Below are 13,455 nucleotides of genomic sequence, written 5' to 3'. Positions count from 1 at the left end.
GGGTCTCCCTCTGCTCGGGATTCGCGTGTCTCGCCGGTATGACTGACTGAGGGCACCGGAATGTGACATGGAGGGGTGTTCTCGCAGGTCAGGGTGGATGTCACGGGGGATTGTCAGTGGCGGGGTGCAGGATGGGGGCATGGCGAGGAAAGCGACGGGTGGAGCGGGCCGGTCCGGTGAGTCGGGGGGCTCGGGTACGGCGGGTGCGGCGGCCGGCTCGCGGGTGAAGGGTGCGCGGCGGCCGGAGGTGCGGCTGCCGCCGCTGGAGCCCTTCGGGGCATTCGGGGGAGGGGAGCTGGAGCCGGACGGGGACTACGACGGGCTGGAGTTCCTGGAAGTGGACTTCGTGGGGCAGGACGGGGCGGGGGCCCGCTTCATGGACTGCGCGCTGAGAAGCTGCGCGCTGGACGAGACCCGGCTCCACCACGCCCGCTTCCTCGACTCGGTCCTCACCGGCATACGGGGGGTGGGCACCGACCTCGCGGAGTCGACCCTCCGTGACGTCGAGCTGGTCGACGCCCGCCTCGGCGGCGTCCAGCTGCACGGTGCGGTGCTGGAACGGGTGGTGATCCGCGGCGGCAAGATCGACTACCTGAACCTGCGCACGGCCAGGCTGAAGGACGTCGTCTTCGAGGGCTGCGTGCTGGTGGAACCGGACTTCGGGGGCGCCCGGCTGGAGCGCGTGGAGTTCGTGGACTGCGCCCTGAAGGGAGCGGACCTCACAGCGGCGACCCTCAAGGACGTCGACCTGCGCGGGGCGGCCTCACTGGAGATCGCCCGCGGGATCGACCGGCTGGCGGGGGCGGTGATCAGCCCGTCTCAACTACTGGACCTGGCACCGGTGTTGGCGGCGGAGGTGGGGATCCGGGTGGAGTGAGGGGGAGGGGCGGTTTCCCTGAATGACAGCTGTCTCGCTGAACCCGACCACGACAATCACAGTGGCGGTGGCGCAGCGACATACCCGATGATCGGCTCCATGGATGTCGTCGTTCAACGAGTACGCACGTCATGGACGAAGGCGTCCCGGGGCGGGGCCGGGGCCGCCGCGCGAAACGCAGCCCCCACAGTGTTCCCACTCCCGCTTGGCCTGAAGTCCGGCCTGCACGAGGTCGTCATGCGGGAGTCCGACGCGTTCAGACCGAAGATGTCCGAGCAGGACCTGTCGGATCCCGGCCTCGTTCTTCGCGACGCCGACGGACTGCTACGAGTCCATCCACCAGAGATGACGATCTTCAGCATGCCACGACGCAACCGCCGCCCTCCGGCGGTCCGACTCGCCCCCGGGCAGTGGCTGCAATGGCGGATCAACTACCGGTTCATCGGCACCGAGGGCGGGCCGTGGTCATACCGACTCGACACGTACAACATCTCCTACGGCCTCGCCTCGCCCGAAGTCTTCCTCGGCACACCACCGACACGCACCGTCGACGAGTGCGATTTCCTGCGCTGAACCATGAGGGCGCTGGGACGGCCACACAGGGTTGTCATCAGAGGAAAGTTCCTCAAACGGCGTCACGACATGCGCGGGAACCGTGCCTGGAGTGTCCAGATCGCCGGGTTCTCGCCCAGGTCGTCGTGGAGGTCGACGAGGTCGGCGATGAGGTCGTGCAGGAAGTCGCGGGCCTCGCGGCGCAGATCCGTGTGGGAGAAGGTGAGCGGGGGCTCCTCCACAGGCATCCAGTCGGCCTCGATGTCCACCCACCCGAAGCGGCGCTCGAAGAGCATGCGGTCCGTGGACTCGGTGAAGTCGAGTTCCGCGTGCTGGGGGCGGGACGCGCGGGAGCCCGCGGGGTCGCGGTCGAGGTGTTCCACGATGTCGCACAGCGCCCACGCGAAGTCGAGCACCGGCACCCATCCCCAGGCTGTGGACAGTTCCCGGTCTTCCTTGGTGTCGGCGAGATACACGTCCCCGCAGAACAGGTCGTGCCGCAGCGCGTGGACGTCCGCGCGGCGGTAGTCGGTCTGCGGGGGGTCCGGGAAGCGGTTGGAGAGGGCGTAGCCGATGTCGAGCACGGAGCCGATGGTGTCACGCGCCTGACCGTAGGATCACCGCCGTGTCCCGATCCGCGCAGCTCGTCCCCGCCACCGCCCTGCTCCTGGTGGGAGCCCTCGCGCTGACCGCGTGCGACGGCGGCGTGCACGGCACCCCGGGCGGCTCCGGCCCGCGCGACCCGTACTTCCCGAAGTCGGGCAACGGCGGCTACGACGTCACCCACTACGCCCTGGACCTCGCCTACGACCCGGACGGGAACCGGCTGTCCGGCACCGCGACCCTCACCGCCCGAGCCACCGACGACCTGTCCGCCTTCGACCTCGACCTCGACGGCCTCGACGTCAAGAGCGTCACCGTCGGCGGCGACAAGGCCCGCTGGAACCGCACCGGCCAGGAACTGACCGTGCGCCCGCACGACGACCTCGACGAGGGCCGCACCTTCCGGGTGACCGTCCGCTACTCCGGCACCCCAAGGACGATCACCGACCCGGACGGCTCCGAGGAGGGCTGGCTGCCCACCGAGGACGGCGCGGTGGCCCTCGGTGAACCGACCGGCTCGATGGCCTGGTTCCCCGGCAACCACCACCCCTCCGACAAGGCGCCCTACGACCTCACCATCACCGTCCCCGAGGGCCTCCAGGCCGTCTCCAACGGTGAGTTGACCGCGTCCAGGACCAGCGGCGGCCGTACGACGTCCACCTGGCACACCGCCGAACCCATGGCGAGCTACCTCGCCACCCTCGCGATCGGCGACTACGACATCCGGCGCTCCACCATCCCCGGCATCGAGGGCGCCTCCGATGGCGGCCTGCCCGTGTACACGGCCGTCGACCCGTCCGAGGCCGCCGCGAGCCGGAAGGTGCTGGCGCAGCTCCCCGGGATCATGAAGTGGGCCCAGGCCGCCTTCGGCCCGTACCCCTTCTCCTCCACCGGCGCGATCGTCGACCGCCAGGGCGACGCCGGATACGCCCTGGAAACCCAGAACCGCCCCTACTTCCCCGGTACCCCCGACACCGGGACGCTCGTCCACGAGCTGGCCCACCAGTGGTTCGGCGACTCGGTCACCCCGAAGACCTGGCGCGACATGTGGCTCAACGAGGGCTTCGCGACCTACGCCGAGTGGCTGTGGACCGAGGACCACGGCGGCGACAGCGCCCAGCAGACCTTCGACGCGCTCTACGACCACGGCGACGACGTCTACGACGACCTCTGGGACTTCCCGCCCGCGAAGCCGTCGAGCGCCGCGCACCTCTCCGACAGCCCCGTCTACCAGCGCGGCGCGATGGTCCTGCACAAGATCCGGCAGACCGTCGGCGACAAGGCGTTCGCGGCGCTCGTCCGGGGCTGGGCCGCCGCCCACCGACACGGCAACGCGGACACCGACGACTTCACGACGTACGTCGAACACCAGGCACCCGACAAGGACTTCACCCCGATCTGGGACGACTGGCTGTACGGGGACGGCAAGCCGGAGCGGGCGTAGCCGACGGGGCGCGACCACCCTCCCCGGAAGGGAGGTCGGTTCGGTCATGGTGGATCGGGATCTGTGAGTCGCTCAGGGGAAGCCCTGTTCCGCCGTGGCGGGCGGCGACGATCTCGGCCGCGATGGACAGGGCGGTCTCCTCGGGCGTGCGGGCGCCGAGGTCGAGGCCGATGGGTGAGTGCAGGCGGGTCAGTTCGGCTTCGGTGAGGCCGACTTCGCGGAGTCTGCGGTCGCGGTCCTGGTGGGTGCGGCGGGAGCCCATCGCACCGATGTAGGCGGCCGGCAGGCGCAGGGCCGTTTCCAGGAGGGGTAGGTCGAACTTGGCGTCGTGGGTGAGGACGCACACCACGGTGCGGTCGTCGGTCCGGGTGCGGCGCAGGTAGCGGTGTGGCCAGTCGACCACGATGTCGTCGGCGTCGGGGAAGCGTGCCCGGGTGGCGAAGACGGGCCGGGCGTCGCACACGGTGACGTGATAGCTGAGGAACTTGCCCACGCGTACGAGCGCCGTGGCGAAGTCGATGGCGCCGAAGACGAGCATGCGGGGCGGCGGCACGCTCGACTCGACGAACACGGTCAGGTCCGGCTCGCAGGGGGAGCCGTCCCGCGCGATGTCGAAAGTGCGGGTGCGGCCGGCGTTCAGCAGGGAGCGGGTTTCGCCGACGACGGCACGGTCCAGGTCGGGACGTCCGCCGAGTTCGCCTTCGTAGGAGCCGTCCTGGCGGACTGCCAGCGCCCGGCCGAGGAGCTCTGCCGGGCCGCGGACCACGCGGGCGAGTGCCACCGCCTCGCCCCGGGCGGCAGCCGCCAGGGCCATCCGGAACGTCTTCCTGCCGGGCGCGTCGGCGGGCACCGGGGTGACCAGGATGTCGAGGACGCCGCCGCAGGTCAGTCCTACGGCGAAGGCGTCCTCGTCGCTGTAGCCGAACCGCTCACGCACCACCTGGCCGTCGGCAAGGGCCTGAACGCACAGGTCGTAGACCGCGCCCTCCACGCAGCCTCCCGAGACGGACCCGATGGCGGTGCCGTCGGCGTCGACGGCGAGCGCGGCGCCCGGACCTCGCGGCGCGCTGCCGCTGACGGCCACGACGGTGGCCACGGCGAAGGCGCGTCCTTCCTCGAGCCACCGGTTCAGCTCGTCCGCGATGTCCAGCACGTGCATGCCTTTCTGGAGGAGGGATTGGGCGAACCGCCCTCGCTTCAGAGCAGTTTGTCCAGCGTGATCGGCAGGTCCCGCACCCGTTTGCCGGTCGCGTGGTACACGGCGTTCGCGACGGCCGCGCCGACACCCGTGACACCCACCTCGCCCGCGCCGAGGATGCCGAGGGGTGTGTTCGGATCCGGTTCGTCGAGGAAGGACACGTCGATCGGCGGGATGTCGGCGTGCACCGGGACGTGGTACTCAGCCAGGCTGGGGTTCATGATCCGTCCGTTGCGCGGGTCGACGAGGGTCTCCTCGGCCGTCGCCAGGCCCAGGCCCATCACGATGCCGCCGCGGACCTGGCTGGCCGCCGTCTTCGCGTTGATCACCCTGCCGATGTCGAACACGCCGACCCAGCGCGACACCCGTGTCTCACCGGTTTCGGCATCCACGCGCACCTCGCAGAACTGCACACCGGAGGCAGCCTTGATCAACCGCTGGGCCCCGAGCAGGAAGCCCGGGAGGAACCGTGCCCGCCCGGCGATCCGGCCGAGCCGCGTCTCCGACCCGACTTTGGCTTCGACGTGCGGCACCTTCGCGCGCCGGAGAATCTCCTCGTGGCTCTCGCCGCCGGTCTTGCGGGCCATGGACTTCAGCGTCTGCTTCAGCTCCTCGCACGCCTGCAGCACACTGGCGGCGGTGCTCGCGGTCTGGACGGAGGAAGCGGCGGCAGGCCCCATCGGCAGATCGGAATCGCCGTACTCCACGCGCACGGCGTCGAACGGCACACCCAGCGCGTCGGCCGTGATCTGGGCCTGAGCCGTGGCCGCGCCCATGCCCATCTCCTGGAAGGCGCAGCGCACCAGCACGCTGCCGTCGGCCGACAGCCGGACCGTGACGTTGACCGGCATCATCAGCGCCGGGTGGAACGCCGTGGCCACACCCGTCCCGACCAGCCACCGTCCCTCGCGCGTCGAGCGCGGTTCGGGGTTGCGCTCGTGCCAGCCGAACCGCTCCGAACCCAGTGCATACAGCTCGGGCAGCTTGCGGTGGGAGAACTTCTTCTTGCCGTCGATCGGGTCGACCGCGGTGTCATTGCGCAGGCGCAGCGCGATCGGGTCCATGCCCAGCTCATAGGCCAGCTCGTCGATCGCCGACTCCAGCGCGAAGGTGCCGATCGCCTCGCCCGGCGCCCGCATGAAGGTGCTGGGCAGCAGGTCCATCTGGACACGGTCGTGCCGCGCGAGGATGTTCTCGGCCGCGTACAGATGCTGGGACACACCGGTGACCTGCTCGAAATTACCGCCGATCTCGCTGGCGCGGGTGACGCTGGTGTGCAACAGCGAGGTCAGCCTGCCGTCACGGTCCGCTCCCAGCGCGACCCGCTGGATGGACGGGGTGCGTCCGCCCACCGTGCGGTAGACCGCCTCCCGCGACAGCACCAGCCGCACCGGCCTCTTGGTCGCCCGGGCCGCCAGCACCGCGAGAATGGTGCCGGGCCAGATCGCGAACTTGCCGCCGAAAGCGCCGCCGACGAAGGGCGCCAGCACCCGTACGTCTCTCCTGGGCACGGAGAACCGCAGCGCGAGGTGGGTGCGGAACCAGTCGATCGACTGCGTCGCGTCGTGAACGGTCAGCCGGTCGCCGTCCCAGACCGCGATGGTGGCGTGCAGCTCCAGCGCGTTGTGGCTGTGCTGCGCGGTGGTGTACCGCAGGTCCAGCGACACCTGCGCGGTGGCCAGCGCCGCCTCCGCATCACCCCTGCTTGCTCCCCGGGGGAAGAACGAATCGTTCGGTTGCGGCTGTGCGTCGTGTTCGGCCCCCTCGAAGTCCACCGAGGACTGGGTGACGGCGTACTCGGCGCGCACCAGTGCGGCCGCCTCCCGGGCGGCGGCGGAGGTCTCCGCGACGACCACCGCGATCGGCTGCCCCTCCCAGTGCACCTCGTCGGTCTGCAGGTAGTTCACCGAGGTCCCGGAGAACAGACCGGCGAAGTTGAATGTTCCGGGCAATTGCGCCGGTTTCATGGGGGGCGCGTTGAGGTGGGTGAGGACGGCGATCACACCCGGCACCGCGCTCGCCGCATCGGTGTGCAGGGCGGTGACGCGGCCTCGGCTGATGGTGGCGTGCACGAGTACGGCGTGTGTGAGGCCGGGATAGGAGTGCTCGGCCGCGAACTTCGCGGCACCGGTCGTCTTGACGCCGCCGTCGACACGGTCGAGCGGTTGTCCGATCGTGGTCATGCCGCCCTGCCTTCTTCCGTACGGCCCGGTCGCTCCTGACGTGGGAGTTGAGTTCGGCATCAGGCGGCGCTCCCCTCGGTCAGCAGTTGCCGCAGGGTCGCCACGATCGTGCGCCGCGCGAGTTCGATCTTGAAGGTGTTCTGCGGCCCGCCCTCCGCGGCGGCGAGTTCTGCTTCCGCCGCCCGCCGGAAGGCTTCCTCGGTCGCCGGCCGGCCCAGGAGCGCGCGTTCGGCTTCGGTGGCGCGCCAGGGTTTGGTGCCGACACCGCCCAGCGCGAGCCGCACCTCGGTGACCACGCCGTCCTCTACGGCCAGCGCGGCGGCGACGGAGACGAGGGCGAAGGCGTAGGACGCGCGGTCGCGGACCTTGCGGTAGCGCGAGTGCGCCGCGACCGGCACCGGCGGCAGTTCTACGGCTGTGATCAGCTCGTCGGAGGCCAGCACCGTCTCGATGTGGGGAGTGTCGCCGGGCAGCCGGTGGAACTCGGCGACCGGGATACGCCGCACGCCGCGCACACTCTCCACCTCGACGACGGCGTCGAGCATCACCAGCGCCACCGCCATGTCCGAGGGATGCGTCGCGTTGCAGTGCTCGCTCGCCCCCAGCACCGCGCTGCCCCGGGAGAACCCGCCGATCGCGTCACACCCACTGCCGGGCACACGCTTGTTGCACGCCGACGTCTCGTCGTAGAAGTACATGCACCGGGTGCGCTGCAGCAGGTTGCCGCCCACGGTCGCCATGTTCCGCAGCTGGGCGGACGCCCCCAGCAGGATCGCCTGCGCCAGCACCGGACAGCGGGCACGGATGACAGGGTCGGCCGCGAGCCGGCTGTTGGTGACCAGCGCCCCGACGCGGAGGGTGCCGTCGGGGAGCTGGTCGATCCCGGTCAGCGGCAGGCGGGTGATGTCCACGACCGTCGACGGATGCTCGATGCCCTCCCGCATGAGGTCGACGAGGTTCGTGCCGCCCGCGAGGAACTTCACGTCCTCGCCGTCCGTGATCGCGTGCAGCGCCGTGGCCGTGTCCGGTGCGCTGACGTAAGAGAACGACTTCACTTCGCGACCTCCTTGATCGCCGCGACGATGCCGTTGTAGGCGCCGCAGCGGCACAGGTTGCCGCTCATCCGCTCCCGGATCTCCGCCTCGTCCAGCTCCCCGCCGCTGTCGGCGAGGTGCTCGGTCGCCGCGCTGGGCGCGCCCTCCTTGTGCTCGGTGAGCATCCCGATCGCCGAGCAGATCTGGCCCGGCGTGCAGTAGCCGCACTGGAATCCGTCCGCGCGGACGAACGCCGCCTGCAGCGGGTGGTCGACCCCTTCGACGGTCGTGATGTCACGGCCCTGGTACTGCACCGCCAGCGCCAGGCAGGCGTTGATCCGCCGACCGTCCACCAGCACCGTGCAGGCCCCGCACGCGCCCTGGTCACAGCCCTTCTTCGTGCCGGTCAGGCCCAGGTACTCGCGCAGCGCGTCGAGCAGGCTCACCTGCGGTGCGACGTCCAACCGTCGGGCGGATCCGTTGATCCGCAGCTCTATCTCCACCGTGTCATTCCTCCGGTTCACCCGAGGGCTCGTTCTCTTAAAGGGGGGCGCCATCAGGCACAAGGGGCTGGATCAGAAGGACTCTGGCCTGCGGCCTGGAACTTCGCGTTGCGGCCTGGAACCCGCGTTCTGCCTGGCCATGCTCACGAAGGGTGATCTTTTTTCCGGTGGGGTGAGTTCCTCCAGCTGAGGTTCCGCGCCCGGCTGCCTTCCGGCCGGGCACGCGGTGGCCAGCGTCCCGGCCGGGCCCGCGTCCATCCAGGCCACGGCTTTGCCTACGCCTGCGATGCCTACCACTGGTTGGGTCAGGCTGGTGTGCGTCCGAACGTAGATACTCAAGGTATGGACGAACACCCCGAACCGGTGCTCGAGCCCGCCGTCGGCGCTCTGGACCCGCGTGCCGAGCTCAGTGAGTTCCTGCGCACCCGGCGGGCCCGGCTGAAGCCGGAGGATGTGGGGCTGCGGAGCTTCGGACGGTACCGGCGGGTGCCGGGGCTGCGCCGCGAGGAGCTGGCGCAGCTGGCCGGGGTGTCAGTGGCCTATTACACGCGCCTGGAGCAGGGCAACGGGCAGCACGTGTCCGCGGAGGTCCTCGACGCCATCGCACACGCGCTCAGGCTGAGCGACGCCGAGCACGCCCACCTCACGCACCTGGCGAAGCCGAAGCGGCAGAAGAGGAAGCCGGCCGCCCGCACCCAGCAGGTGCGGAGCCACCTGCGGACGCTGCTGGACGCCATGGACGGCGTCCCGGCGATCCTCGTGGGGCCGCGCTCGGACATCCTCGCCTGGAACCGGATGACCGCGGCGGTCTTCGGCGACTGGGCCGAGTTGCCCGAGCAGGAGCGGAACTGGGCGCGGCTGGTGTTCCTCAGGCCCCGGTACCGCGACCTGTTCGTGGACTGGGAGCACAAAGCGAACGACGTCGTCTCTCAGTTGCGCATGTACGCCGGCACCCATCCGAACGACCGCCAGGTGTCCGCGCTGGTGGGCGAACTCTCCGTGAAGAGCGAGGAGTTCAGGCAGTTGTGGGCCGCCCACGACGTCACGGAGAAGTGCCGCGGCGTCCAGCGCCTGCACCACCCGCTCGTCGGCGAACTCGATCTACGCCTCGAGGCGTTCCACCTGGCCGACGCCCATGAACAGATGCTGCTGACGTACCACGCCGAACCGGGCTCCCCGTCGGCGGAGGCCCTAAGACTGCTGGCCAGTTGGGGCACCGACGCGACAAGGGCGGGAGCCGGGATGCCGCCGACACACACTGCTTGATGCACTTCCGATGCTCGCTCCTCCGAGAATCATCCCAACTCGCCCACCAGGGAGACGTCGTGGCAGGTGCCGTCACGGCTGCCGCGGCACCACCACACCTCTGGGTTCGACGTGTCCGTTTCGCCCCCGTGCCAGTCGTCAGTGGTCCCTGCGGGACGAAGGTGCATTCCGACCTTGTGCTCCAGGCAGATCGGCCAGGCCTGCCAGAGCAGCTCCATGATCGTGTCCTGCGCCGCCCCCGCGACCAGGCTCAGCGCCGTCATCGCATCGTCCGGCTCCGGCGGGTCGCCCTCCTCCAGGTCCGCGTTCACCGCGTTGCCCTGCCAACGGCCGTCCGGCATCGCCACGAAGACCAAGCCCCTGTCGATCCCGTTCGGAGGCAGCGGCTGCCAGGACGGGGCGACCATCAGTATCAGCGGGTCCTGACCGGGCAGGGTCGCCGTCACGTCGCGATTGACCACGGCGAGTGTGGCCTCGAATTCCGGCCACTCACCGGGCTCGGCGGGTCTGGGCTCCTGGAGGGGCGGCCGGTCATACGAGAAGGAGTTCACCGAGGCATCGTCTCAGCCACGCCGTCCCTCATCAGCCGTGTAGCGCGGCAGACCGTCCGTGGAGATGGTCCAGTCGGCGATGGTGACGTCCTCGCCGTAGACGAAGTCCTTGCGGGTGGCGTAGCGGGGGCCTTCGGGGGTGGGGTGGATGTCGGTGAGGACGGCGCCGGTGCCGGTGCGGGGGTCGAAGATCGCGTAGACGGGGATGCCGATCAGGGGGTAGTCGCGGACCTTGCCGACCCAGTCGTTGTCGGGGCTGCACGCGGCGGTGAGTTCATGCCGACCGACGCCCGCTGTGATGTCGTGAACGATCCCCTTCTTGGTGATCTCGAACCTGCCGGGCACGGTGTCGTCCAGGGACTGCACGAAGTCCCGCATGGCGCGGTACCGGTGGTGAGAGGTGGCTCGCCGGCCGTCGCCCGGGGTGCCCGTCATGGTGCGGCACGGCAGTCGCGGCAGCGGCCCGGTTCGGGGGCGCGGAAGACGCGGGTGCAGCCGTCGCAGTCCTGGAACGGGTGGAGGACGGCTGGTGGTGCCGCGCCGAGCGGCCGGAACGGGGGCGGTGGGGGCGGCAGCAGGTCGGTCAGCCGGTGGGCCAGGAAGGCCGCGGGGTGGCGGGGGCCGTCGGGAGGCAGGTCGGCGGTGAGGGCGTCGCGTACGGCGGTGGGGGTGACGTCCCGTTCCAGCCAGGCGGCGACTCCCGGGGCGAGGTGGCCGGTGTCCCGGGCGGAGAGGGGCAGGCGGGAGTCGATGCGGCGCAGGCCCGCGAGGAGGTCGGTGGCCTTCTGGAGGAGCCCCGGGGAAGGGCAGGCGGGCTGCGGTACGGCGCGCAGGGACGGTTTCTCGGAGCGCGGAGTGTCGTGCGCGGGCGGTGCTGCCCTTCGTGCCGGGGCTGTGCGGTGCTGTTTCGGCTGGTTGCAGGAGACCGTGCGGGTGACGATGCGGCCGCCGGGGATACGGCGCCGCTCGCGACGCAGGTAGCCGTGGGCCTCCAGTTCGCGCAGGGCGGCGGCGATCCGGTCCCGGCCCTCGGGAAAGCGGTCGGCCAGGAACTTGATGTCGGCGCAGGCGCCCTGCGGCAGCGACTGGAGGTGTGTGGCCAGGCCGATGGCCAGCAGCGACAGCTCCGGGTGCTGGCTGAGGTGGTTGCCGATCACCGTGAAGCGGGTGGTGTGGCGGGTGTGGTCGTGGAGCAGACCGCCGCCGGGTTCGGCTTCGGGGTCCCGGTTCGGGTGGTTCTTGGCGGCAACACGGGACCGGGCGCGCGAGGGCGCGCTAGGGTTTTGGGTATCCATCGGGAAGCCTGTTTCTTCCTTGGTGGTCAGGCCCTCGCATCGGGATTGCAGTCCCTGCGAGGGCCGTTGCATGTCTGCGGTTGTGTTGGGGCTGACTGTAGGGCAGGCAACCGGGGCGAAATCCAGCTGAGTTGGCGATGTTCACTCGTGAGAGTGAGCCGACCGCGAGGCGGGAGGAGGGGTGGGTTTGGTCGGGGTTCTTTCACCCATGAGTTCCTTGGAAAAGGCCGCCCCCACCACCGACGTACGGGTTTCCGGGATCCGGTTTCAGGTCGAGTTCCGCCCACACCGTCTTGCGTGGACGCGGCCCCGGCGCCACGCCCCACCGGTCGGCGAGCGCGTCCACCAGAACGAGACCCCGGCCCGACTCGGCGTCCGGTGCGGGGAGTTCGGCGCGGGGCAGACGGTCACCCCGGGTGTCCGTGACCTCGATGCGCAGGGTGTGGCCTACGACGTACAGCGTGAGGCGGAAGTCGCGCCCCGGGACCCTGCCGTGCGTGGCCGCGTTCACCGCCAGCTCCGCCACGATGTGCTCCGCCGGGTGCAACGGGAGTCCCCACTCACGCAGTTGCTCGCCGGCCAGCAGCCGGGCCAGGCGGGCTCCACGCGGGGTGGGGGACAGCGGGACGCTGAAGTTGCGGATGACGGCGGTTTCTTGATTCACGTCACTCAGCGTGGCCGCCGGTGCTTACCGTGAACAGTGACGACACCGATGCGTACGGTGACTGTCCGGAGCTTGTCCGGTCGTGTCCGGGCTGTCGGGGGCGGACGTACGGGTAGGGGCAGTCGCGGACACGGACGTACGGCGGAGGGGCGCGGGAGATGAGCGTGGACGGCGAGACGGTCGACCCTGGGTGGGAGGTCGATCCGGACGACGAGTGGGGTGTCGCGGTGATCGCGACCGTCGGACGGCAACTGAAGCTACGGCGCGAGGCCGTGGGGATGCGGGCCGGCGAGTTCGGTGAGGCCGTCGGGTACGGGGAGGACCTGGTCTACAAGGTCGAGGGCGGGAAGCGGATCCCTCGGCTCGACTATCTGGACAGGGCCGACGAGGTCCTGGGGGCGGGTGGGCTCATCTCCGCGATGAAGGAGGACGTGAGGAAGGTCCGGTATCCGAAGAAGGTTCGGGAGCTGGCCAAGTTGGAGGGGCAGGCGGTGGAGATCGGGGTGTATGAGTGCAACAGCGTCCATGGGTTGTTGCAGACGACGGATCACGCGCGGGCCCTCTTCGAGGCGGCTCAGCCGCCGTACTCGCGGGACGACGTGGAGCGCATGGTGACCGCCCGCTTGGCCCGGCAGTCGGTCTTCCAGCGTGACCCGGCCCCGTCCCTCCACTTCGTGTTGGAGGAGGCGGTGGTACGGCGACCGGTCGGGGGCACAATGGTGTGGCAGCAGCAGCTCGAACGTCTGCTGGAGGTGGGGAGGTTGCGCAACGTCACGCTTCAGGTCATGCCGACCGATCGTGATGCCCACCCGGGCCTGGACGGCAAGATCGAGCTGCTGAAGTTTCCGGACGGAACGGCAGTGGGGCGTTCGGACGGCGCCTTCAACGGCCGCCCCATCACCGACCCGAAACAACTCCGCATTCTTGAACTGCGGTATGGCACCATCCGGGCTCAGGCGCTCTCCTCATGGGAGTCGCTGGCCTTCATCGAGCAACTGCTGGGAGAGACATGATCCGCAAGATCGCTGCAGGGGACGCCTCCGAGCTGATGTGGTTCAAGAGCAGTTACAGCAGCGGCACCGATGGCAACTCCTGCGTCGAGATCGCACTGGACTGGTTCAAGAGCAGTTACAGCGGCGGCAATGACGGCGAGTCCTGCGTCGAGATCGCGGTAGCCCCCCGCACCATCCACGTCCGCGACTCGAAGAACGACGACGCAGCCGGCCCCCGCCTCGCCCTCACCCCAGCCGCCTGGACCGCGTTCGTCTCGCAGGCGTAGAAACGA

General features: G+C 70.1%; 15 protein-coding genes. 6 read left to right on the top strand and 9 right to left on the bottom strand.

Annotation, left to right across the window (positions count from 1 at the left end; translation table 11 throughout):
- The first annotated feature begins 139 nt into the window (after positions 1-139).
- A complete protein-coding gene (locus ACFYRX_RS40195; protein ID WP_389111422.1) occupies positions 140-877 on the top strand; it encodes a pentapeptide repeat-containing protein in 738 nt (245 codons plus the stop codon).
- Between the two features lie 360 nt (positions 878-1,237).
- Positions 1,238-1,450 carry a hypothetical protein gene (locus ACFYRX_RS40190; protein WP_389111420.1) on the top strand — a complete coding sequence of 71 codons (213 nt, stop codon included), beginning with the start codon at positions 1,238-1,240 and terminating at the stop codon, positions 1,448-1,450.
- A gap of 62 nt (positions 1,451-1,512) precedes the next feature.
- On the opposite strand, the gene ACFYRX_RS40185 is transcribed toward ACFYRX_RS40190, so the two are convergent.
- Entirely contained in the window at positions 1,513-2,013 is a 501-nt protein-coding gene (locus ACFYRX_RS40185; RefSeq protein WP_389111418.1) for a hypothetical protein, read from the bottom strand.
- Between the two features lie 41 nt (positions 2,014-2,054).
- Between ACFYRX_RS40185 and ACFYRX_RS40180 the strand changes: the two genes are divergently transcribed.
- Positions 2,055-3,476 (top strand): M1 family metallopeptidase, encoded by a 1,422-nt coding sequence (locus ACFYRX_RS40180; RefSeq protein ID WP_389111415.1) that lies wholly within the window; start codon positions 2,055-2,057, stop codon positions 3,474-3,476.
- Here the strand turns inward: ACFYRX_RS40180 and ACFYRX_RS40175 are convergent.
- The 4 genes from ACFYRX_RS40175 to ACFYRX_RS40160 are packed head-to-tail and all read right to left on the bottom strand — an operon-like array spanning position 3,421 to position 8,448.
- Positions 3,421-4,629: an XdhC family protein gene (locus ACFYRX_RS40175; protein WP_389111413.1), complete on the bottom strand. Its 1,209-nt coding sequence runs from the start codon at positions 4,627-4,629 to the stop codon at positions 3,421-3,423. The genes ACFYRX_RS40180 and ACFYRX_RS40175 overlap by 56 nt on opposite strands.
- Positions 4,630-4,673: 44 nt before the next feature.
- Positions 4,674-6,857, bottom strand: a complete 2,184-nt coding sequence (locus tag ACFYRX_RS40170) for a xanthine dehydrogenase family protein molybdopterin-binding subunit (RefSeq protein WP_389111411.1) — start codon at positions 6,855-6,857, stop codon at positions 4,674-4,676.
- A 59-nt stretch (positions 6,858-6,916) separates the two neighbouring features.
- Positions 6,917-7,912, bottom strand: coding sequence for an FAD binding domain-containing protein (locus ACFYRX_RS40165; RefSeq protein ID WP_389111408.1), 996 nt, complete (start codon positions 7,910-7,912; stop codon positions 6,917-6,919).
- Positions 7,909-8,448 (bottom strand): (2Fe-2S)-binding protein, encoded by a 540-nt coding sequence (locus ACFYRX_RS40160; RefSeq protein WP_389111405.1) that lies wholly within the window; start codon positions 8,446-8,448, stop codon positions 7,909-7,911. Before ACFYRX_RS40160 ends, ACFYRX_RS40165 begins: the two co-directional genes overlap by 4 nt.
- 288 nt (positions 8,449-8,736) lie before the next feature.
- Here ACFYRX_RS40160 and ACFYRX_RS40155 point away from each other — a divergent pair, with 288 nt between their 5' ends.
- Entirely contained in the window at positions 8,737-9,660 is a 924-nt protein-coding gene (locus ACFYRX_RS40155) for a helix-turn-helix transcriptional regulator (protein WP_389111403.1), read from the top strand.
- A gap of 29 nt (positions 9,661-9,689) precedes the next feature.
- Here ACFYRX_RS40155 and ACFYRX_RS40150 read toward each other — a convergent pair whose 3' ends face one another.
- The 4 genes from ACFYRX_RS40150 to ACFYRX_RS40135 form a co-directional block, all read right to left on the bottom strand.
- Positions 9,690-10,211 (bottom strand): hypothetical protein, encoded by a 522-nt coding sequence (locus tag ACFYRX_RS40150; RefSeq protein ID WP_389111400.1) that lies wholly within the window; start codon positions 10,209-10,211, stop codon positions 9,690-9,692.
- Between the two features lie 12 nt (positions 10,212-10,223).
- A complete protein-coding gene (locus ACFYRX_RS40145; protein ID WP_389111398.1) occupies positions 10,224-10,646 on the bottom strand; it encodes a hypothetical protein in 423 nt (140 codons plus the stop codon).
- Positions 10,643-11,506: a helix-turn-helix domain-containing protein gene (locus ACFYRX_RS40140; protein ID WP_389111396.1), complete on the bottom strand. Its 864-nt coding sequence runs from the start codon at positions 11,504-11,506 to the stop codon at positions 10,643-10,645. The genes ACFYRX_RS40145 and ACFYRX_RS40140 overlap by 4 nt, the downstream gene beginning before the upstream one ends.
- Before the next feature lie 202 nt (positions 11,507-11,708).
- Positions 11,709-12,170, bottom strand: a complete 462-nt coding sequence (locus ACFYRX_RS40135; RefSeq protein ID WP_389111393.1) for an ATP-binding protein — start codon at positions 12,168-12,170, stop codon at positions 11,709-11,711.
- A 158-nt stretch (positions 12,171-12,328) separates the two neighbouring features.
- On the opposite strand from ACFYRX_RS40135, the gene ACFYRX_RS40130 reads away from it, so the two are divergent.
- Together ACFYRX_RS40130 and ACFYRX_RS40125 are read left to right on the top strand one after the other, a co-directional pair.
- Positions 12,329-13,183, top strand: a complete 855-nt coding sequence (locus tag ACFYRX_RS40130; RefSeq protein WP_389111391.1) for a helix-turn-helix domain-containing protein — start codon at positions 12,329-12,331, stop codon at positions 13,181-13,183.
- Positions 13,180-13,449, top strand: a complete 270-nt coding sequence (locus ACFYRX_RS40125) for a DUF397 domain-containing protein (protein ID WP_389111388.1) — start codon at positions 13,180-13,182, stop codon at positions 13,447-13,449. The genes ACFYRX_RS40130 and ACFYRX_RS40125 overlap by 4 nt, the downstream gene beginning before the upstream one ends.
- Positions 13,450-13,455 lie beyond the last annotated feature (6 nt).

Origin of the sequence: Streptomyces sp. NPDC005374, from assembly GCF_042872225.1 — a bacterium.
GTDB lineage: Bacteria > Actinomycetota > Actinomycetes > Streptomycetales > Streptomycetaceae > Streptomyces.
This window is presented reverse-complemented; position numbering and strand designations above follow the sequence as displayed.

Excerpts from the sequence above, each read along its gene's own strand:
- ACFYRX_RS40170 (WP_389111411.1), bottom strand. The coding sequence starts at position 6,857 with ATGACCACGATCGGACAACCGCTCGACCGTGTCGACGGCGGCGTCAAG.
- ACFYRX_RS40190 (WP_389111420.1), top strand. The coding sequence starts at position 1,238 with ATGCCACGACGCAACCGCCGCCCTCCGGCGGTCCGACTCGCCCCCGGG.
- ACFYRX_RS40130 (WP_389111391.1), top strand. The coding sequence starts at position 12,329 with ATGAGCGTGGACGGCGAGACGGTCGACCCTGGGTGGGAGGTCGATCCG.
- ACFYRX_RS40145 (WP_389111398.1), bottom strand. The coding sequence starts at position 10,646 with ATGACGGGCACCCCGGGCGACGGCCGGCGAGCCACCTCTCACCACCGG.
- ACFYRX_RS40125 (WP_389111388.1), top strand. The coding sequence starts at position 13,180 with ATGATCCGCAAGATCGCTGCAGGGGACGCCTCCGAGCTGATGTGGTTC.
- ACFYRX_RS40160 (WP_389111405.1), bottom strand. The coding sequence starts at position 8,448 with ATGGCGCCCCCCTTTAAGAGAACGAGCCCTCGGGTGAACCGGAGGAAT.
- ACFYRX_RS40140 (WP_389111396.1), bottom strand. The coding sequence starts at position 11,506 with ATGGATACCCAAAACCCTAGCGCGCCCTCGCGCGCCCGGTCCCGTGTT.
- ACFYRX_RS40155 (WP_389111403.1), top strand. The coding sequence starts at position 8,737 with ATGGACGAACACCCCGAACCGGTGCTCGAGCCCGCCGTCGGCGCTCTG.
- ACFYRX_RS40195 (WP_389111422.1), top strand. The coding sequence starts at position 140 with ATGGCGAGGAAAGCGACGGGTGGAGCGGGCCGGTCCGGTGAGTCGGGG.